The following is a 19,957-nucleotide window of genomic DNA, read 5'->3' as shown; positions in this document are numbered from 1 at the left end:
TGCTTTAAAACGCCGGTGGTGTCCGGTTGAATCTGGCTTAACGATTCAACCTATGTTGGTTGCGGCTCTTATGAAAGCATCACCCACCACTTTGTCAGGACTAACGACGCTAGATGGCTCCAGGCTTTCGCTTTAGGGCTCTAAGTCTTTCCTTCCTACGCTTAACACTGTACCTCACGATACAATGCCCAAGGACTGGATACTGGCCTCTTTGCTCCAAGAGTTACCAGGTTGGGAGTTTCACCCAACTATATCAACTGCACCGAACTGGCGCACCATAAGGAAGCCTCCTTTTGTCTTTCATTGTATCATATCTTGCCCCTGACTTTTGTATTTTGTACAATAAGGACAGGAGGAGTCTATGCATCCTATTATCTTTTTGGACATTGACGGAGTATTACATCCCTTAAAAACCAGTAACAGTTCTGCTCTTGATCATCATTTAAATCAAGAACTGGCCAAACTCTATCATGATCCTGAATTTTTAAAATTGAATATTTATTTTACCAACCTTGTTTATTATGGCTTTGATCAAAATGCCTGCACCCTTTTAAAGAAGCTGGTGGATGAATTTGATGCCCGTATCGTTTTAACAAGCTCCTGGCGATTAATTTATTCTAAGCATGAGCTTTATTATCTTTTTAAGATCCTGCATCTGGAACAGGCATTTATCGGCACAACGCGAAAATCCACACCTCGTTTTCAAGTCATACAGGAATATATTGATAAACATCATATCGATTCCTATATCATCATTGATGATGCCGATCTTCAAAAATACTTTGAGTTTCATACAATCAAAACCATCAATCGTTTTTGCGACAGCGATTATTTAAAAGCCCGAAATCTGCTGCTTCTTCAACATGTCAAAGCACATTAAATGGCGATGGGCCAGTTTGGCAATTGCCTTATTGATCTTCTGGTTTTCCGGCAGAAATGCCAGTCAATCTACCCTGCAAAGCGATTCCTTTTTATTCCTGCTTCCATTTCTGCAGGAAGATACAGCCCGTTTCTTGATTCGCAAGCTGGCTCATTTTACCATTTATATGGTTTTAGGCTTTTGTGTATATCGCTCTTTTAAAGAACCTCATTCCAAATGGGCTTTTGGATTGAGTCTAATGCTTTGTTTTCTCTATGCCTGCAGCGATGAATTTCATCAGTTTTTTATCGCCGGACGATCTGCGCAGTTTACCGATGTCATGATTGATACATGTGGCGCCTTGATCGGGCAGACTTTATCGTATATTTCCATCAAAAAGTGGGGATAAGTTGTGGATTTTGGACCAAAATTGACTTTTTTTTACCAATTATGATATTGTTCTTCTGATGAAAAAGAGAAAACTTAGAGCCGGTGCCCTGATTCGGATCGGTGGAGCATTGATTGCCGCTGTTTTTTTGGTATCCTGTATCACAGCGATTTCCTCAGGCCTCTATAATGCGATCCATCCTATCCGCTATATCTACAGCAAAGAAAACACGCTGCAAGTCAGCGTACCTTATATCGTTGACGGAGAAGCTGCCGAAAAGAAATTCAGAATTCCTCGCGGTACAGCGGTTCGCCTGTCCGAGAAAAAAGAAAAGGAATCTACTTTCCAGTATGAAGGCATGCAAATCTCCCTGGATAACCGTTATTTAAAAAACACATTGGAGGAATGCATCCAGATCGATACTGTCTATCCTAGACGATTGATCAATCTGCGTGAGAAAAAAGATGGTCCTTTATGCGATGAAATCGTAAAAAAAGGAGAAAGTGTCCAGGTCGCAAAGGTTGATCTTGACGATCTTGATCAAACGACCGGAGAAATTCGATGGTATCAAATCGAAAAAGACGGAAAGAAATATTGGTTGAACGGAAAATACGTAGAAACCGATAAAGATCTGGCTACAAAAAACTGGAATACAGATATAACATATTCAATCTATTGGGATGAATATTATGGTGAAGGATACTCTAAAGATGCCTATATCGATCAAATCGATTATAAGCCCACGCAAACTGCCAAGTATGAAGACAATTCATTATTGACCAACTGCAATGCGGTTCACATCTCATTAGAGAATATGATCCAGAATAAAGAATATTATTTAAATTTGAATAAAGAAACCGGTGTCAATGCCTATGTTGTGGAATTAAAAGGAGATGCCGGCTACCTGTGGTATGATTCAAAAGCGGCAGATGAATATTTAAACGATCCAAAGCAGGCAAAATCCAATGTATTAGCTTCTATGGATGAATTAAAAGATCTCATTAAGGAATTCCAGGATCAGGGTTATTACATTATTGGTCGTATCGTAACCTTTAAGGATCAAATATTTGCCTTACAAAACAGTAAAGAATCCATTACCGACAACAGCGGAAATCTCATTGTTCACAACGATGAATATTGGCCAAGTGCATATTCTCGTAAAGCCTGGATGTACAATGTAGCCATTGCCAAAGAAGTGGCGGATTGCGGTGTTAACGAAATTCAATTTGACTACGTTCGCTTTCCGGATGGATTGAGTGCAAGCATGGATTCCATTGATTTAAAAAACACCTATGATGAAAGTAAGACTGCTGCCTTACAAGGCTTTTTACAGTATGCCAAGGAAGAACTGGAGCCCTATCATGTCTATGTGGCTGCCGATGTCTTCGCCTGGCCTTTGGTCGCACAGGATGATCAGGATATCGGACAGTTTTATCTTGCGATTGCCAACAGTGTTGATGTGATCTGCCCGATGCCTTATTCCGATCATTTCTCTGCCGGAGCGATGGGAATCGAGGATCCTGGCAGTGATCCTGGAAAAGTATTGGAAGAATATACTCGTCTGGCAGCCAAAGAAATGAAAGAGTTGGAGAATCCACCTGTCTATCGTTCCTGGATACAGGCGTATGGAGACTTAACACCAGATCAGATCAAAGCCCAGATCAAAGGAATCAACGATTCCGGTTATGAAGGATACATGGTCTGGTATGGCTTTGGAAATCCGGAAGACTTAGACAGCAACAAAGCCGGCTACATTGACAGTGCCATACAAAAATAAGGACAGAGCAATCTGTCCTTTTAAATATCCAAATGATTCTTTTTCTTATATACATTAAAAAGCATCGTATGCAATGGTAAAATAAAGTTTCCTACCAGTTCGACTACGACCGCATCGAAGCCTCGTTTAAAATCAAAGACCCCATAGCCTTCCTGATCCGGTTCAAACAATCCACTGATGCCGTAAAAATTATACTCTGTATAACCTTCTTCAATTGCCTTTTGGATCATTGTCCACTGCACAGCATAAGGCGCTTTAAACTTCTTATAAGCATCATTGGAGCCACTCATCAAATATACCACTTCTTTTCCATAAAAAATGTACATAGCTGCCGCCAATCCTAATTCATGTCCATGTTCTTTCTGTAAAAGTACAGCCTCTTCCTGGCGTTTATACAAAGATTCTAAATGTAAAGTAGCGGTGTGCAAACGATTCTGTGAATTTTTAGAATGAGGATTTTCCTGCAGTCTCTATTTAGCCTGTTCAATTACCTGTTTTTCTTTATCTATGCTTTGTTGAATGTTTTCTACATATGCGTCAATATCCAGATAAGCATAATACGCCTGGGCCTTATCCTTAAAATATTCATATTGTTCCTGATAATATTCCAGAGATAAAGAAGAAAAGTGTCTTCTCTCTCCGGTCATACTGACCAGGTCGTGCAGAATGGAAAGCTCATCTTTTTCCAGTTTTCGTACTTTGATATTATACTTCAAGGCATTTTTGATATCTTGTCTGGTCTTGGAAGGAAAAGCCTTGAATACTTGTTCCTTTGTTTGGCCTTCTAAATGTAAGATTGACATCCAGCGACACTGTCTTGTCATATCATATCCTTGCGTTAGTGGAAGATGCGCAAATCCCATTTCTTGATAAAGATCTACAACATCCTGATGATTCCATCCGCCTTCAACGATCTGTCCGTTTTCATCTCTTTGTCGCAAAGGAATATAGGGATCCGTTTCCAAATACACACATTTTTCTTTTTTCAAGTTCTGCAGTAATCTATAGTATTCTTTGAGATTCTCCTTGTTTGTATAAAAAGGCCCTCTGGGAATATAGGCATAGCAAAACAGCTTCATTAGAGGTTTGATCGCAACCATGGCACAGACTTGAATCGTATTTTCTTCCATACCGGCCAGATATCGTACATCCCAGCCATCTTTTTTTATCTTTTCTCCTTCATAACTGGATTGTAGAAAATTTCTGTTCTCAAATTGTTCGATCCAAGTTTCATATGCATCTGTATTAATTTGCTTTAGTTTTATATTCGTACCTTCTTTGACAATACACAGTTGTCTTATTCTTCCCCAAAATGAATCTCAAACAAAAAAAGAGGCATCAAGCCTCTTACATAGATTGTTTGATTGCCTCTGTCAATGCATCCAATGGTTCTTCTGTATGCAAAGAACTGTTGATTTTTACCGTACTGTCTAAAACGTTCATATTCTTCATTGCTTCTAACATTTTTCGCATAAGATTTCCGGACATGCTGGCCCAGGAGCCATTCTCCATAATTGCGATGGTACGATTCTGGAAGTTCAACATTTTTAAATGTTCCAGGAAGTCCTGCATCTTAGGGAATACACAAGCATTGTATGTACTGGAAGCTAATACAATGTGCGAATATTTAAATGCTTCTGAAACTAAATAGGATGGATCTGTATTCGATACATCGTAAACCACAACATCTTTGATTCCTGTCTGTACCAGCTTGGAAGCTAAAGCCTGCGCAGCACTTTCTGTATGACCATAAACCGATGCATAAGCGATCATAACGCCCTTAACTTCCGGTGTGTATGTAGCCCAAAGCTGATGTTTTTCAATGATATAAGAGAAATTATTTCTCCAAACCGGTCCATGCAGTGGACAGATCATTTCAATATCTAACTGGCTGGCCTTCTTTAAAAGATTCATGGTCTGTACACCATATTTGCCAACGATATTTGTGAAATAACGACGAGCATCATCGATCCAGTCTCTGTCAAAATCCACTTCATCATTGAAAAGCTTACCGTCTAATGCACCGAATGTACCAAAGGCATCTGCCGAGAACAACGTTTTTCCATATGAATCATAGCTGACCATAACTTCCGGCCAATGCACCATAGGGGCCATCACAAAAGTTAATGTATGTTTTCCCAGCTCTAGTGTATCGCCTTCTTTTACAGCCTGTGTTTTTCCTTCCACCGCAAAGCCAAACTGTTCCATCATCGTAATCGCTTTTGCGGTAGCATAGATCCTAGCTTCCGGATAACGAAGCATGACCTCTTCCAGGCTCGCCAAATGATCCGGTTCTACATGATGGATGACGATCACATCCAGTTTTTTTCCATCTAATACATGCTTCAGATTTTCCAAAAACTGTCCGCATACAGACCAGTCCACTGTATCAAACAATACATTCTTTTCATCCAACAGCACATAAGAGTTATAAGAAACTCCACGTGGAATCGGATGGATATTTTCAAACAGATTTAAGCGGTGATCACTGGCTCCCACCCAAATCAAATCTTCTTGAACTTTACGAACGTTATACACAATCATTCCTCCCGCTAACTTTTTCTCATCTCAAAAAATATTTTACTTAGATTTGTCGCAGTTGCAAGTGTAACCCATTGAATCCCGCTTAAAAAATAAGAATCTATCCATAAATAGACTAAATCGAAAAATCTTTTTTTGTCATTTATGTATTGATGCAACCAAATTTTAGATGTTAGATAAAGATTAGAGAATAAAATATAAGAACAGCTTTCATGCATATAAAAAAACTTACACACTGTTTCATGATCAGGTGTAAGCTTTTTGTGAGTTTTACAGTCTTTTATTGACCATATGTTTTTTTCAGGAATTTTTCAGCCTGTACAATAAAGCGCTCATGTTCGCCTTTTCCGATACAAGCATCCCCTTGACACGCTTCTACATGAAACTTAAGCTTTCTTCCATCCTGCTCTGTTAATGTAGAAACAATGCGAATTTTTGCCCCCAGCGGGCTGGCTTTATCATGGCTTACCTGCATCAGGGTCCCAACACTGGTCATGCCTTCTTCCAGATCCAATACCTGACAGCTGGCTTCTTCCATCCATGCGATCATCTGTGGCGTCGCCAATACATCTAAAGATCCACTTTTCATCTCAGAGGCCAGATGGGATCTTCCTACAATTCGTTCAATAGTTACAGTTTTTGACATTCTAATCTCCTTTTCATATAATACATTTAACATGGAAAAGATCAATTATCAACAAGATGATGCAACGATTTATAAAAAAGCAAAAACACGTGTTCTGATACGTCTGTGGGTTTCTTATTTACTCTTGCTTCTATATTTTATAGGTGTATGGGCCTTGCTGCATATGGATCTCTTTGCAATCCAGGAAAGCCAACTATCCAATACACTGCTTATCGTATTGGCGGCAGGACAGCTCATTCTCTACTTGATCCTGTTTTTAATGTTATCCGGAGGATATAAGGTTTTTCGCATTTTCTACTGGATCTGTTATGTTTTTGAAATTGCTTTATTGATGGTTCCCGGCTACTATCTGATCAATGATCTTTCCAGTATTCTGGTCTATGGAGCACTGATTGGATGCATGCTGGTAAAACTGATTTTTCTTTCTACATTAGGCAGTTATCTTAAACAGAACCGTTGGGCCAAGGTCTTCTTTGACTATATAATTGAAATTGAAGATGACGAATACGATGAACAGGAAGAAGAAATCTTTGAACCCATTCGCTCTATCTATCATAATCCGGAAGAAGAAATAGAGGAAGAGGAGTACGAAGAAAAAGAGCCTTATACTCTGCCGCAGATTTCAATTCGACTGGGAATTGCGGTTTACGCCAGCTTGATGGTCTTTCCGATCCTGGTACAGATTTTCTCCAGTTTTTTTGTCAGTAATGATCTGAAAACCGTATTTGCGACAAAAGACATCTTTATACTTTGTATCGTCAGTGCCGTCATCTGGACCATACCAATTTTCTTTATGTACTACAACCATCCGGCTTCTAAAAAGATCTTGCTTGGCTGTTTACTTGCCGAAGGAATCTCTATAGCCGCTTTTCTTCCGCGTTTTATCGGTTATATCACATCGGGAGAATACCCGATCCGCGTTTTCATCCTCTTTATCTTAGTGGATCTATTACGCTACATTATACTTTATTTCGCATTACGACCGGTATCAAAGGTTTAATCTTCCGGAATCGTATGTACTAAAATTGGAAGGGACAACGTGATCGTTGTTCCTTTTTGTTCTTTACTTTCCAGTTCGATCGACCCCTTATAGAAATGCACAATATGCTTGACGATTGAAAGCCCTAATCCTGTTCCGGAAATCACTTTGGAACGTTGTTTATCCACACGATAAAAACGCTGGAACACTTTTTCCTGATCTTCCTGCGGAATACCGATACCTGTATCCTGTACTTTTAAAATCATATTTTTTCCTGATGCGTAGCAGGAAATTGACACCGTTCCATCATACACATTATATTTTATGGCATTGCTGATCAAATTTTCAAAAACGCCCTCTATATGACCTTTATTGGCATAAACATACAGATCCTGACAATCTACGACAATATTTAAATTCATTTTTTCCTGCTGAACTTTAAATCTCTCCAGAAGGCCATCCAACACTTCCCGAACCGAGATATGACTGAATGGTGCTCTGTATTCTTCACTTTCCAGTTTGGAAACCATCAGGATATCATTTACCAGCTGCGTCATGTGCTTACCTTCTCTTGCGACATGCTCCAAGCATCGATCGACCTGTTTAGGATCTGTGATCGTATGTGTTCGAAGAAGTTCTGTATAACCCATGATCGATGTCAAAGGAGTTTTTAATTCGTGCGAAGCATTGGAAAAAAACTCCTGCCGAATCTGTTTTTGTTTCTCCAGCTGATTTAAGTTTTCACCGATTTCTTCATTCATCGATTCAATCGCAACCGTGATCTCACTTAGCTCCGGATAATTATATTCTTCAAAATGTATTTTTTCCTTGCCGATTCGAGTTGTCCATATAGTCTGTGATATCTTTTGTAATGGCAAAACGATCGAAGTTGCCATTTTTTTAGAAATGAACCAGACTGTCGATAGAGCGATAAGAAACGCAACTAAAAAACTTGGCATCAAAACCATCCAGGATTGTGATATTCCCTGAAAAGGAATCGCAAGACGAATGACCTTGGCATCTTCTTCATCAAAAACTGCCGTATATAAATAATTTTGTTTGGTCGTATCTGACTTACGAATGGCACTTCCCTTACCCGTATCCAGCGCCTGTCCAACCTCTTCTCTTTGCAGATGGTTTTCATCAATTTTTGACACCGCATTATCATATATGACCGTTCCATCTGTCCGGATGATCGTTAGACGCGAATCATTTTCCATCAGATATTTTCCAACGCCTTCCTGATCGTCCTCCCCCATCTTCTCGATGATCTGCAGTTCATGAAACTGCTCACTGCGCTGATTCTCCAGAAAGACCATGTATAAGACCGCATATAATACACTAAATCCCAATAGAAAAGAGATTAAAAAAGTTATCATAAAAGAACGGATGATCTTCTTACGCATTGGAATCACCCGTACTAAAACGATAACCTAACTGGCGAACAGACTTGATATAATTTCTTCCAATAGGACCTAATTTCTTTCGCAGTGAGTTAATATGCACATCCAATGTTCTAGTTTCACCCACAAAATCATAGCCCCATACCTGATTCAACAATTCCTCACGTGATATGGCTCGGCCCGCATTGGAAGCCAGATATTTTAAAAGTTCAAATTCTTTGAACGTCAGTTCAACAACCTGATCCTGCACATGCACGATACGCTGATCAACATCAATTCGCAAGATTCCCTGCTCGATCGTATCCGATTCTTTTTTCGTTCTTCTAAGCAGAGTTCGAATACGCGCAGCCAGCTCCAAAACACTAAACGGCTTGGTCATATAATCATCGGCTCCCAGATCAAGTCCCATAATCTTATCTACTTCCTGATCTTTAGCACTTAAAATAATGACCGGCGTTTCTTTATTGAGCTTCTTTTGACGCATCTGCTTTAAGATCTCATATCCGTTCATACGCGGCAACATCAAATCCAATATCGCAAGGTCCACTTTATGATTCAATAAATATTCATGTGCATCCGCTCCATTATCAAAATCTACGATTTCATACTGAAAATTCTCTAACGTTAATTTTAATAACTGTCGAATACTTTCATCATCTTCTACGATACATATGCGAATCATTTTACATTCCCCTCTTCCTGCTGAAATTCTTTTTCATTTTATCATAAACACAAGAGGGCTAAAGTAAAAATCCTGTAAACTTATACCTTATTTCCGTAAACTATGCTTGATTTTTCTTAGTGTGTTACAGATCTTATATTTCTTCGTATCTACGATATACTCAAAGTCACCAATCAGTTCTACGACTTCGCCCTGGAACCCTTTTTTGAACAAATACACACCATAATCCGGAGCACTTTCATCGAAAATACCGCTGGTTCCATATAAATTGTATCTCTCCATACCATGCTCTATGCAATAATTCATCATTTTCCAATGCATCGCATAAGGAGCCGCAAATCGCATATACTTTTCATACACACCACTCATCAGACACAACACTTCTTTTCCATAAGTAAAGAAGATGCCACTGGCAAGATCTAAGACCTGACCGTCTTCCTGAATCATTTGATTGGCTTCCTCCAGTTTTTTATGCAACTGATCCACTTGTTCTTGGGCCAAATCCATCTTCTTTTGAATCTTAGGACTTTCCTGTTTTTCTAAGCGCTTTTTTGATGTTTCGACAATAGCTTCCTGTTTTTGAAGATCGTCCATCAAATCCTTTTTATAATCATCTAAATTGATTGTCGCATTCAAAAACTTCACATAACCTGCATCATGAAACGCATCATACAAGCGATGATGATATTCATCATCTCTTCCCTGAAAGCCTCGCCGCTTCCCAGTCTGTTTTAATACTTTTTCATAAATTTCGATTTGATCACGTGAAAGCTCATGAACCTGTACATTATATTTCTGTGCTTTCTTGATACTTCGAACCGTTTTTTTTCAAAACTGCTTCATCAGTTCTCTGGTGTTTTTCCTTTTAAAGGAATGGTATAAATTCATCGTGGCTCTCGGCTTAAATCTATACCTCGCGTAAAACCTTCATGACGATACCCCAATTTTTTCAACAAGGACACTACATCCCGATTGTCAAAATCCCCTTCCACTACATTACCATCTAAATCATGTGGTACATAAGGTACATAGGGATCAATATGCAGGTAGATACAGTTTTTCTTCTTTAAAAATGCGATTAAATGCTCATGAAAAAAAGTGACCTGTTCTTCGTCCTTATAATCCAACAATGGTCCTCGTAATGCCTGTACCAATGTTCCATTCATAAAGATAGGAAGCACCGATAACATCGAGCCGGCAATAATTTTCCCACTTTCATCTTTGATACCGACATAATACGTTGAAAAACCTTTGGCTTCCCGCATTTGTGCCATATTGGATGTCTGCCAGAAATTACATAACGGATGTGTAATGGCAAACGCATCAAATTCTTCCTTCGTCAATTCTGTAAATTCTATGAGATAGATTCCCCCTTATCTTTTTATCTCTGATTTTATCACACAAAAAAGAGGGAATCATCTTTTTATGGAAATCTTGATGATCTACTGAATGTACAATTCTTTTCAATTTATTCACATATTTTAATTCTTTTGACTCATACATTAAAATCAAAAAAAAATTAAAGTGCTTTTGATAGTTTTTTGATTTTTTATCGTATTAAATAGTAGTACTTATTTTTTTCCGGAATAGAAATAGTGCTGATACAGGATTCATTTATAAAAAGAAAAGAAGGTGATATTTTGACAATGAATCCCTATGATCTCTGTTTAAAGGAAGTCCTTTCCCATAAACAGTATTTTGCCGATTTGTTTTCTTTCGTCTATTTTAAGAAGGATTTACTTCTGAATCCAGACAAGCTTTCGCTCTACGACAAGGAAACGCATCATGATCTTGGTTTTCGTAAGGAAAATGATTTATTGATGTTTTATGATGACAAGTTCTTTCTCCATCCTGAATTTCAGAGAAAGAAGGATCCCTACATGCCTGTTCGCATCTTAAACTACAAGTATACCGGTATCCGTCAACAGATCAAGATTGATACCAAACTCCGGTATATTCCCTGACCCTTTACATGGGCGAATCAAGATGGGAACATCGTAAGAGATTGTATGAGTGCATACACAAAAGCGACTGGAACAAAGATGAAATTCCTGATTATGAGATGAAGTTGTTTGACATCAACAGTGATCCTATCGATTTTATGTGTCTTTATTTACAGAAGTTCTTTCGTATCATACAATATACCTATCAAGAAAGATGAGACGATCTGTATCAGGATGCATTACTGCAGGAGATAGAAGAAGATATACTTTATCATGCCAATGTATTTGTCGAGTTTGATGAAAAATTTATAAAAACACACAGTCAGAAAGGAAGTATCAATATGTGCAAAGCTGTAGAAAAACTCAAACAGGAATATATTGAAAAAGGCACAACAGAAATCGCATTAAACATGTTAGCTAAAGGTTTTCAACATAATCTTATTGCCGATATCACAGGGCTTAGCTTAGATAATGTTTTAAAACTATCTACACACTAAAAAGGCACGATGTGCCTTTTTAGGTTATATAATCTTAATTTTCTTATCATTCTTTATAACTTTCATTTTCCGTTGATAAAACAAACACTGCCTGACTTCCACCTTGCGCAACATCCTGTACCATTTTTTTCACAGTAAATGATGCATCATACAAATAGGCTTGTGTTTCATCAATATAAGCGATATATGAAAAATCTGAATCAAAAGGAAATACAAGTGCATAACAGTTTTCCTGAGATTGTTTTTCTAAAGAAATATTGTATGAAAACTCATCACTTTGTCTTTCCACATTAAACTCTGAAAATACGGCACTACCAGGATTTGCTTTATTAATTTCAAGACAAGTCACTAAAGAAAAGCCTTTGGCATTGATGTCTGGCTTGCTGAAATAAGCAATATTATCGGCCGTTTCCTCTGGAATTTCTTCCGTTTCCGGAATATTTGTTTTCTGTGCTAAAGCCGGTACATTGACAAAAGAGGTTTTTGTATAATCAATATCAAATGTCTTTTCTATATCATCGATCATAGCATTTAAGTTTTCCATAGACTCTTTTAACAATGGAATGGAGTCAAAACGCAAGGTCTGATCTTCCTGCACCTGTAATATCCCACTGGCAGTATCCTGTGAAATGAAATTACCATCTTCTAAAATCATTTCTGTATATTTCATATCATACTTTGTAAATCCGGCATCCGTTGATGTCAGCTCCAGTGATTTTTGCTTAGTTCTTCCTAATGCCGCTTCCGTTTCCATTGTATATCGATATACGATATACGGCTTATCCTTTGCATCCATTTGAAAGCTTAAAACACATTCCTGCTGATCTCCATATTTATGGATCGTCAATTAGGTTACCGCTTTCATTCAAATATCTCTCGATTTGATCGTATGTAATCGTCCAAAAGTCTAAAGAAGTTGATGGACTACACCCAATACAACCTAGACACAGAAGAAGACAAAAGCACACTTTTTTTATTGTTTTCATACCTATCCTTTCTATAAGCTGCCTTTTTTTCTTCGCAAGCAAAAAAAGGATCAAAGCTCTCCTTCGATCCTTTCTAATTGTTTTTTTACTTTTTCAACAAAGATTCATTCCAGTGTTTGTTTGGTTCTACACCTAAGAAATCAGCTACCGTGCTGGCAATATTTGACAATCCTAAAGAATCATCCTGTTTTAATTCAACATCGGCCCCATATACGATGAATGGTACACGATTCAATGTATGTGAAGTTTTAGCCTTGATTGGCGCTCCTTCTTTTTTCGGTTTGTCATACATCTCATCAGCATTTCCGTGATCGGCTGTCACTAACAAGATACCGTTAACTTTATCAACCGCTTTGATCAATCTAGCCAAAGCCAAATCGACAGATTCAACACCAATGATCGTAGCCGGAAGACTTCCTGTATGTCCTACCATATCTCCATTTGGATAGTTGGTACGTAAGAAATCATACTGTTGGCTTTCAATGGCTTCTATCAGCTGATCGGTAATTTCGGCCGATTTCATCCAAGGACGCTGCTCAAATGGAATGACATCACTAGGAATTTCCACATAGGTTTCCAAAGCTTCATCGAATTTTTCAGAACGGTTTCCATTCCAGAAGTAAGTTACATGTCCGTATTTCTGTGTTTCGGAAATCGCATATTCTTTGATTCCGTGTTTGCACAATTCTTCTGTCAAAGTATATTTGATTTTTGGTGGTTCTGTCAGATATTTATGTGGAATATCCAGATCGGCATCATATTGCAGCATACCGGCATACATCACATTCGGCTTGCGTACACGATCGAATTTATCGAAGCTTTCATCCGTATCAAATGCTAAAGAAATTTCCTGAGCACGGTCACCACGGAAGTTAAACAGAATTACACTATCGCCATCTTCGATGGTTCCAACCGGCTTACCGTCTTTGGCAATGACAAAGCCCGGCAGATCCTGGTCGATCACACCTAATTCTTCACGATATGTTTCAATGGCTTGTGCAGCACTTTCAAACTGACGACCATCACCTAATACGTGAATATGCCATCCTTTTTCAACCATACCCCAGTTAGCTTCGTAACGGTCCATCGTGATCTGCATACGTCCACCACCACTGGCAATGCAGGCATGGAATGTATCATCATTCAACCCGTTCATGAAGTTTTCAATATCATCCACATACGTCAATGCGCTGGTTTCCGGAACATCACGTCCATCTAATAATGCATGTACTCGAACTTCATGAATTCCTTCTTTTTTGGCCTGTTCGATCAAAGCCTTTAAGTGATTGATATGAGAATGTACGTTTCCATCACTTAAAAGACCAATGAAATGCATCGTGTGGCCTTTGGCATTTTCTACTAATTCTTTCCATGTTTTGGATTCAAACATTTCTTTTGTATCGATATTTTCATTGACAAGCTTGGCACCCTGAGAATAGATTTGTCCACATCCAATCGCATTGTGACCAACCTCGGAGTTCCCCATATCTCCATCGCTTGGCAAACCAACGGCCAAACCATGAGCACGCAACTGCGTATGAGGGCATTCTTTCCATAATTTGTCTAAAGTGGGTTTATTTGCTAGGGCAACGGCATTTCCAAATTCACTGGCATTGATTCCGACACCGTCCATAACCACTAAGATTACAGGTCTTTTGTTCATATTTGTTCCTCCATTTTATCGACATAAATATACCACTAACCATCACTAAATTCAATGTAATATGCCTGGACTAACCGGCAATCCATCCACCATCAACAACTAAGGTATCGCCATTGATATACTGTGATTCATCGCTGGCTAAAAAGAGCGCGGCAGCCGCAATATCTTCCGGCACTCCAGGCTGTGGTGCTGCTGCCAAAACCTTTTGTACTCGTGCATACCCACTTGGATTAGGCATTCCCATGGAATTGGCAATTTCCGTTTGAATACCGCCGGGCGCAATCGCATTGCATCGAATATGATCCGGAATATACATGAATGCGGTATTTCTGGTCATCGCCAACAAAGCTGCCTTACTGGCACAATAAATAGCACCGGCAGCTGTTCGCATACCACCGACACTGGCCACATTGATGATATTGCCATGACCTTGTTCCTTAAAAACAGACACTGCTTTTCGCATGGCACACATCGGTCCATATACATTGACCTTCATCACCTGTTCATACTTTTCATCCGTGGCATCCCCTATACCGGACATATCATCCATAATGCCGGCATTATTGACCAAAACATCCAGCTTTCCAAAATGTTGAACGGCCAGTTCGATCATCTTTTCATTATCTTCTTTTTTAGATACATCGCCCTGGAAAACCAGCACCTGCCCCTTTTCCTGCGCCAGACTTTCCTTTAAAGCATCCAACCTTTCCTTCCTTCGAGCGACAGCCACAACAAAAGCTCCTTCTTTTACAAAACGCTCCACAATGGCTTTTCCCATACCGGAACTGGCTCCTGTTACTACGATTGATTTCTCTTTTAGACGCATTTTCTATGCCTCCCTTCTACCTTTTATTATATCGTAAATCCCACAAAAAAAGCGCCCTAAGACGCTTATTTGACAAGAGGTGTGGCATCGGCTTTTTGACGGCCCCACATCTTTTCTCCTTTCGTATTCCACATACCGATTCCGGTAACAGAGCATAGAATGGAAAAGACAGGTACCAGGAATATAAACCAACAATAGGGAATATAAGAAGCGTCCACATTGAGCACGCTCATAACATAAATAGTCGCAACACCCCAGGGAACGATCGGTGCACTTAAAGTACCGGCATCTTCCAACGTTCTTGATAAGACCTTACGATGGATTCCCATGCGATCAAAAGCTTCTTCAAACGTTTGTTCGGTAACGATGATCGATACAATTTGTCCACCGGCAGCCAAGAAATTCACCACGTAACAGTAAATCAATGTCGTAAACACTAAAACAACGCGGTTTTTGATAAACTTCAATAATACATTACGCGCAATGACATCCAGGATACCGGTCGAAGTAATGACCGCACCCATGACAGAAGCCATCATAAAGATACCCAACAATTCCATCATGCTGGTGACACCGCCACGATTTAACATCGGATCGACAATCGCAACCCCAGTTTCAATACTAAAACCATTAAACGCATAATTCATCAAATCGACAAAGCCTACACCTTGAAAAACCATGGCAAAAATAGCACTGATGATAACGGTCAAGCCCATCCCCAAAATTGCCGGCATCTTAAATACAGAAACCAGTAAAACTAGAATGGCCGGAAGAATCAAGATCAATGACATATTAAAGTGCTCTTGTAATGTGGACATGATCAGCTGCGACTGACTGGCATCCATAGATCCGGCGCCAAAGGTAAAACCGGCAATCGCAAATAAAACGATCGCAATCAAGGCTGCCGGCAGTGTTGTATACATCATTGATCCGATATGATCGTATAACGGAACCTTACTGACACCACTTGCCATATTGGTCGTATCCGATAACGGCGACATTTTATCACCTAACCAGGCTCCGGATACGATAGCACCTACTACAAGTGGAATGGATATATCAGTCGTCATGGCAATACCAACCATCGCCAATCCCATCGTGGCCACCGAACCAAAAGAGGTCCCGGTAAAAATCGAAGTGACACCGCTCAAAATAAAAGCAAGCGGCACCAGGATCGTCGGTGAAATCAGCTCCATACCATAATACATTAAAGCCGGAACTGTTCCCGAAGCCATCCATATCCCAACTAACATGCCTACCATTAAGACAATTAAGAAAGTTGGCGTACTGTCCGCAATTACATTTTTGATCGTTTTTTCAATTTCATCCCAGGAAATTCCCAAAGCCAGGGCAATGCCTACCGCAACGACTGCTCCTAAAAAAATGGAAATCGTCGTGTTTACCCCCAGGTTGATCAAAACCACCAAGACCGCAATGATCAACAAAAATGATGTTAACGCAAATAACGTCGTTGGCTCTTTTCTTGCTCTTTTCATATCTCTCATCCTTTCTTTAATTCATCACACAAAAATCGTAAGGCACTTTCCATTCGTGCTTTTCGATATGGCACCGAAGTAAAACGATGCTCAGCTCCTGAAACGATCAACAAATCTGCTCGGTCACCATACATGTCTTTGAGCTTTCGTGAAACATCACATGAAGCAGTGATATCCTGATCGCCATGAACCAGATTGACCCGCTTATCAAATTGTGAAGCAATCGCATATGGATCGATACGCAGACAATCTTTGTAAAAATCAACGGATAGACGAAGTCCTTCCACATCCGCATACCCTTTTTCTTCAATATCCGATACATCTTGTCCACAAAGATTCTTTTCGCGCATGTTATAGACAAGATCCAGCGCCGGACACCATAAGCTTAACGCCGTAACCTTTTCTTTTTTTAATCCGGCTACCATACTGGCAACACAACCACCTAAGGATAAACCATGCAGGGCAATTCGTGATGAATCCACAAAAGGTAATGCATCTACATAGTCCAGGATATCGAATCCATTCTGTACCTCACGAGATACCGTAATATCTTCAAAGCAACCATCGCTTTCTCCGCTACCTAAAAAGTCAAACCGCACTGAGCCGATTCCTTTTTCACATAATCGCCTGGAAAGCTCTGTATGCACAAAGTTGATCTCATTTCGATCGTCTTGAAAGCCATGAAACAAGATCACAAACGGAATCTTTTCATCCCTGTTTTCCGGTACATGCATCATGCCGCGCAAGGTATAGCCCATACTGCTGATTTCTACATATTTTTCCATACCGTTTCCCTTCCTAAAATCTTCCTTATTTTGCACCTAAATATCATTTTTGTCAATATTTCGTGAATATATGTTCTTGCTTTATGAACATTTTTATATTCTACTTCTTTTTCAGTTTGCACTTTTTAAGAAGTAAAATTTTTTTGTATAAACTCCCTTTATCTAAAGGAGGTGTCCAAAAAGGTCTCGATTTTGACCTTGTTTTTTTATCTAAAATCGATATACTAGAAGTACAGTTAATGAAAATAGTTGAATGTTCAACTATTTTTTTGGATAGATAAAGGAGAATGCATCATGAAAGTTATCAAACGAAGCGGTGAAGAAGTCATTTTTGATGTCCATAAGATTGAAAATGCTATTCGAAAAGCCAACAAAGCAACTTCTCACTCTCAAATGAGTGAGGCAACCATTTTAAAGATTTCCAAGCAGGTAGAAGCCCAGTGCGAAGCCATGAAGCGAAGCCCCAGTGTAGAAGAAATTCAGGATATGGTAGAAACCGCCATTATGAAAGAACAATATTATTCGGTGGCACACAACTATATTACCTATCGTTATGAAAGAGCCTTGGTTCGTAAAGCCAACTCAACTGACCAGCAAATTTTAAGCTTGTTGGAAAGAAATAATGAAGAAGTAAAACAGGAAAACTCCAACAAAAACCCTTTGGTCAACAGCGTACAGCGTGATTACATGGCCGGCGAAGTTTCTAAAGATATCACAAAGCGTTTCTTATTACCGCAGGATATCATCGAAGCTCATGAGCAGGGATTGATTCACTTTCATGATTCAGACTACTTTGCCCAGCACATGCATAACTGCTGCTTAGTGAACCTGGAAGATATGTTACAAAATGGAACTGTAATTTCGGAAACCATGATTGAAAAACCACACAGCTTTTCAACCGCATGTAACATTGCGACCCAGATTATCGCACAGGTGGCAAGTTCGCAATACGGAGGACAAAGTATCACCTTGTCTCATTTAGCTCCTTTTGTACAAATCAGCCGTGAAAAGGCTCGTAAAGAAGTCAAAGATGAGTTTGAAGCCATGAACATGGATGTCATCGAAGAAAAAATCAATCAGATTGCCGAAATGCGTGTACTTCGTGAAATCGAAAAAGGAGTACAGATGATCCAGTACCAGGTCATCACTTTAATGACAACCAACGGACAAGCCCCATTCGTAACCGTATTCATGTACCTGGATGAAGTCGAAGAAGGACAAACTCGCGATGACTTGGCTTTGATCATCGAAGAAGTTCTAAAACAAAGAATGCAGGGTGTAAAAAACGAAAAAGGCGTTTGGATCACTCCGGCTTTCCCAAAACTGATCTATGTTTTAGAAGAAGACAACATTCATAAAACAAGCAAATACTATTATTTGACAGAATTAGCTGCCAAGTGTACTGCCAAACGTATGGTTCCGGATTACATTTCCGAAAAGATGATGAAGCAGCTTAAAGTTGATCAAAACGGAGATGGACAATGTTATCCATGTATGGGATGCCGTTCTTTCTTAACACCCTATGTAGATGAGAATGGTAAGCCAAAATATTACGGACGCTTTAACCAGGGTGTTGTCACAATCAACCTTGTTGATGTAGCCTGCTCTTCCAAGGGCGATGAAAAACGCTTCTGGAAGATCATGGATGAAAGACTGGATCTTTGTTACAGAGCATTGATGTGTCGTCACAACCGATTAAAGGGCACGCCAAGTGATGTAGCACCTATTTTATGGCAAAACGGCGCCTTAGCTCGACTGGAAAAAGGCGAAACGATTGATAAGTTATTATATGGCGGATACTCTACAATCTCCTTAGGCTATGCCGGACTTTGTGAGTGTGTACAATATATGACCGGTGTTCCGCACACAGAAGAGCCGGGTACAAGCTTTGGATTAAAAGTAATGCAGTATTTAAACGATGCCTGTGCCAAATGGAAAAAAGAAAACAACATGGATTTCTCTTTATACGGAACACCAATGGAATCGACAACCTATAAGTTTGCCAAAAAACTGCAGGATCGCTTTGGCATTATTCCAAAAGTAACCGATAAAAACTACATCACAAACAGCTATCATGTACACGTAACTGAGGAAATCAACGCCTTTGACAAACTGACTTTTGAAGCACAGTTCCAGAAATTATCACCAGGTGGTGCCATCAGCTATGTAGAAGTACCAAATATGGAAAATAACATTCCGGCTGTATTGGCAGTCATCGAGCATATCTATGATCACATCATGTATGCCGAATTAAATACGAAGAGCGACTATTGCCAGATTTGTGGATATACCGGAGAAATTCAGATCGTAGAAGACGAAAACCACAAGCTGGTATGGGAATGCCCGAACTGCGGAAACCGCGATCAGGAAAAAATGAATGTAGCCCGTCGTACCTGTGGTTATATTGGAACACAGTTCTGGAATCAGGGACGTACACAGGAAATCAAAGAACGAGTACTTCATTTGTAAAAAAGAGAGGTTTTCTC

18 protein-coding genes and 2 pseudogenes are annotated in these 19,957 nt (G+C 39.5%); 8 read left to right on the top strand and 12 right to left on the bottom strand.

Annotated elements, in window-relative coordinates; translation table 11 throughout:
• The first annotated feature begins 361 nt into the window (after positions 1-361).
• The 3 genes from ACTQX6_RS06265 to ACTQX6_RS06255 are packed head-to-tail and all read left to right on the top strand — an operon-like array spanning position 362 to position 3,024.
• Positions 362-880 carry an HAD domain-containing protein gene (locus ACTQX6_RS06265; protein WP_168964785.1) on the top strand — a complete coding sequence of 173 codons (519 nt, stop codon included), beginning with the start codon at positions 362-364 and terminating at the stop codon, positions 878-880.
• Positions 864-1,268, top strand: a complete 405-nt coding sequence (locus tag ACTQX6_RS06260; RefSeq protein WP_117445610.1) for a VanZ family protein — start codon at positions 864-866, stop codon at positions 1,266-1,268. The genes ACTQX6_RS06265 and ACTQX6_RS06260 overlap by 17 nt, the downstream gene beginning before the upstream one ends.
• Before the next feature lie 58 nt (positions 1,269-1,326).
• The gene (locus tag ACTQX6_RS06255) at positions 1,327-3,024 is read left to right on the top strand and encodes a putative glycoside hydrolase (RefSeq protein WP_195222679.1); all 1,698 of its coding nucleotides are present in this window, start codon (positions 1,327-1,329) and stop codon (positions 3,022-3,024) included.
• A 20-nt stretch (positions 3,025-3,044) separates the two neighbouring features.
• Here the strand turns inward: ACTQX6_RS06255 and ACTQX6_RS06250 are convergent.
• The 3 genes and pseudogenes from ACTQX6_RS06250 to ACTQX6_RS06240 all read right to left on the bottom strand — a co-directional run bounded on the left by ACTQX6_RS06250 (position 3,045) and on the right by ACTQX6_RS06240 (position 6,211).
• Positions 3,045-4,274: pseudogene (locus tag ACTQX6_RS06250) on the bottom strand (peptidoglycan bridge formation glycyltransferase FemA/FemB family protein).
• Between the two features lie 97 nt (positions 4,275-4,371).
• Positions 4,372-5,568, bottom strand: coding sequence for an FprA family A-type flavoprotein (locus tag ACTQX6_RS06245; protein ID WP_206198206.1), 1,197 nt, complete (start codon positions 5,566-5,568; stop codon positions 4,372-4,374).
• Positions 5,569-5,845: 277 nt separating this feature from the next.
• A complete protein-coding gene (locus ACTQX6_RS06240) occupies positions 5,846-6,211 on the bottom strand; it encodes a thioesterase family protein (protein WP_195222677.1) in 366 nt (121 codons plus the stop codon).
• A gap of 31 nt (positions 6,212-6,242) precedes the next feature.
• Here ACTQX6_RS06240 and ACTQX6_RS06235 point away from each other — a divergent pair, with 31 nt between their 5' ends.
• Positions 6,243-7,211, top strand: coding sequence for a hypothetical protein (locus tag ACTQX6_RS06235; RefSeq protein WP_294687813.1), 969 nt, complete (start codon positions 6,243-6,245; stop codon positions 7,209-7,211).
• Here ACTQX6_RS06235 and ACTQX6_RS06230 read toward each other — a convergent pair.
• The 4 genes and pseudogenes from ACTQX6_RS06230 to ACTQX6_RS06215 form a co-directional block, all read right to left on the bottom strand.
• Positions 7,208-8,596: a sensor histidine kinase gene (locus ACTQX6_RS06230; protein ID WP_294687811.1), complete on the bottom strand. Its 1,389-nt coding sequence runs from the start codon at positions 8,594-8,596 to the stop codon at positions 7,208-7,210. The two genes, ACTQX6_RS06235 and ACTQX6_RS06230, sit on opposite strands and share 4 nt — an antisense overlap.
• Entirely contained in the window at positions 8,589-9,275 is a 687-nt protein-coding gene (locus ACTQX6_RS06225; protein ID WP_022790615.1) for a response regulator transcription factor, read from the bottom strand. The genes ACTQX6_RS06230 and ACTQX6_RS06225 overlap by 8 nt, the downstream gene beginning before the upstream one ends.
• Positions 9,276-9,362: 87 nt before the next feature.
• Positions 9,363-10,091, bottom strand: a pseudogene (locus ACTQX6_RS06220) (peptidoglycan bridge formation glycyltransferase FemA/FemB family protein); the annotation flags it as partial.
• 68 nt (positions 10,092-10,159) lie between these two features.
• Positions 10,160-10,618, bottom strand: coding sequence for a peptidoglycan bridge formation glycyltransferase FemA/FemB family protein (locus ACTQX6_RS06215; RefSeq protein ID WP_294687808.1), 459 nt, complete (start codon positions 10,616-10,618; stop codon positions 10,160-10,162).
• A 303-nt stretch (positions 10,619-10,921) separates the two neighbouring features.
• Between ACTQX6_RS06215 and ACTQX6_RS06210 the strand changes: the two genes are divergently transcribed.
• The 3 genes from ACTQX6_RS06210 (at position 10,922) to ACTQX6_RS06200 (ending at position 11,715) form a co-directional block, all read left to right on the top strand.
• On the top strand, positions 10,922-11,239 hold the full coding sequence (locus ACTQX6_RS06210) for a hypothetical protein (RefSeq protein WP_294687805.1): 318 nt from the start codon (positions 10,922-10,924) through the stop codon (positions 11,237-11,239).
• Positions 11,240-11,247: 8 nt separating this feature from the next.
• Positions 11,248-11,436, top strand: coding sequence for a hypothetical protein (locus tag ACTQX6_RS06205; RefSeq protein WP_195222668.1), 189 nt, complete (start codon positions 11,248-11,250; stop codon positions 11,434-11,436).
• 123 nt (positions 11,437-11,559) lie between these two features.
• Positions 11,560-11,715: a hypothetical protein gene (locus ACTQX6_RS06200; RefSeq protein WP_294687803.1), complete on the top strand. Its 156-nt coding sequence runs from the start codon at positions 11,560-11,562 to the stop codon at positions 11,713-11,715.
• A 46-nt stretch (positions 11,716-11,761) separates the two neighbouring features.
• On the opposite strand, the gene ACTQX6_RS06195 is transcribed toward ACTQX6_RS06200, so the two are convergent.
• From ACTQX6_RS06195 to ACTQX6_RS06175, 5 genes are all read right to left on the bottom strand, one after another.
• Positions 11,762-12,562 carry a hypothetical protein gene (locus ACTQX6_RS06195; protein ID WP_294687800.1) on the bottom strand — a complete coding sequence of 267 codons (801 nt, stop codon included), beginning with the start codon at positions 12,560-12,562 and terminating at the stop codon, positions 11,762-11,764.
• 224 nt (positions 12,563-12,786) lie between these two features.
• A complete protein-coding gene (gene gpmI / locus ACTQX6_RS06190) occupies positions 12,787-14,364 on the bottom strand; it encodes a 2,3-bisphosphoglycerate-independent phosphoglycerate mutase (protein WP_117445599.1) in 1,578 nt (525 codons plus the stop codon).
• A 70-nt stretch (positions 14,365-14,434) separates the two neighbouring features.
• Positions 14,435-15,190 carry a glucose 1-dehydrogenase gene (locus ACTQX6_RS06185; RefSeq protein WP_195222662.1) on the bottom strand — a complete coding sequence of 252 codons (756 nt, stop codon included), beginning with the start codon at positions 15,188-15,190 and terminating at the stop codon, positions 14,435-14,437.
• A gap of 65 nt (positions 15,191-15,255) precedes the next feature.
• On the bottom strand, positions 15,256-16,686 hold the full coding sequence (nhaC, locus tag ACTQX6_RS06180) for a Na+/H+ antiporter NhaC (protein ID WP_294687794.1): 1,431 nt from the start codon (positions 16,684-16,686) through the stop codon (positions 15,256-15,258).
• 5 nt (positions 16,687-16,691) lie between these two features.
• Positions 16,692-17,471: an alpha/beta hydrolase gene (locus tag ACTQX6_RS06175; RefSeq protein WP_117445596.1), complete on the bottom strand. Its 780-nt coding sequence runs from the start codon at positions 17,469-17,471 to the stop codon at positions 16,692-16,694.
• 294 nt (positions 17,472-17,765) lie between these two features.
• Here ACTQX6_RS06175 and nrdD point away from each other — a divergent pair, with 294 nt between their 5' ends.
• Positions 17,766-19,940, top strand: a complete 2,175-nt coding sequence (gene nrdD / locus ACTQX6_RS06170) for an anaerobic ribonucleoside-triphosphate reductase (protein ID WP_117445595.1) — start codon at positions 17,766-17,768, stop codon at positions 19,938-19,940.
• Positions 19,941-19,957: the final 17 nt, after the last annotated feature.

It is taken from the genome of Faecalicoccus sp. LCP19S3_E2 (assembly GCF_052121255.1).
Classification (GTDB): Bacteria; Bacillota_I; Bacilli_A; order Erysipelotrichales; family Erysipelotrichaceae; genus Faecalicoccus.
Note: the sequence above shows the minus strand (reverse complement) of the source record. Positions and strands in the feature narration are given on the sequence as shown.

Excerpts from the sequence above, each read along its gene's own strand:
- ACTQX6_RS06255 (WP_195222679.1), top strand. The coding sequence starts at position 1,327 with ATGAAAAAGAGAAAACTTAGAGCCGGTGCCCTGATTCGGATCGGTGGA.
- nrdD (WP_117445595.1), top strand. The coding sequence starts at position 17,766 with ATGAAAGTTATCAAACGAAGCGGTGAAGAAGTCATTTTTGATGTCCAT.
- ACTQX6_RS06260 (WP_117445610.1), top strand. The coding sequence starts at position 864 with ATGTCAAAGCACATTAAATGGCGATGGGCCAGTTTGGCAATTGCCTTA.
- ACTQX6_RS06175 (WP_117445596.1), bottom strand. The coding sequence starts at position 17,471 with ATGGAAAAATATGTAGAAATCAGCAGTATGGGCTATACCTTGCGCGGC.
- ACTQX6_RS06235 (WP_294687813.1), top strand. The coding sequence starts at position 6,243 with ATGGAAAAGATCAATTATCAACAAGATGATGCAACGATTTATAAAAAA.
- ACTQX6_RS06245 (WP_206198206.1), bottom strand. The coding sequence starts at position 5,568 with ATGATTGTGTATAACGTTCGTAAAGTTCAAGAAGATTTGATTTGGGTG.
- ACTQX6_RS06230 (WP_294687811.1), bottom strand. The coding sequence starts at position 8,596 with ATGCGTAAGAAGATCATCCGTTCTTTTATGATAACTTTTTTAATCTCT.
- ACTQX6_RS06205 (WP_195222668.1), top strand. The coding sequence starts at position 11,248 with ATGGGCGAATCAAGATGGGAACATCGTAAGAGATTGTATGAGTGCATA.
- ACTQX6_RS06200 (WP_294687803.1), top strand. The coding sequence starts at position 11,560 with ATGTGCAAAGCTGTAGAAAAACTCAAACAGGAATATATTGAAAAAGGC.
- ACTQX6_RS06185 (WP_195222662.1), bottom strand. The coding sequence starts at position 15,190 with ATGCGTCTAAAAGAGAAATCAATCGTAGTAACAGGAGCCAGTTCCGGT.
- ACTQX6_RS06210 (WP_294687805.1), top strand. The coding sequence starts at position 10,922 with ATGAATCCCTATGATCTCTGTTTAAAGGAAGTCCTTTCCCATAAACAG.
- nhaC (WP_294687794.1), bottom strand. The coding sequence starts at position 16,686 with ATGAAAAGAGCAAGAAAAGAGCCAACGACGTTATTTGCGTTAACATCA.
- gpmI (WP_117445599.1), bottom strand. The coding sequence starts at position 14,364 with ATGAACAAAAGACCTGTAATCTTAGTGGTTATGGACGGTGTCGGAATC.
- ACTQX6_RS06240 (WP_195222677.1), bottom strand. The coding sequence starts at position 6,211 with ATGTCAAAAACTGTAACTATTGAACGAATTGTAGGAAGATCCCATCTG.
- ACTQX6_RS06265 (WP_168964785.1), top strand. The coding sequence starts at position 362 with ATGCATCCTATTATCTTTTTGGACATTGACGGAGTATTACATCCCTTA.
- ACTQX6_RS06225 (WP_022790615.1), bottom strand. The coding sequence starts at position 9,275 with ATGATTCGCATATGTATCGTAGAAGATGATGAAAGTATTCGACAGTTA.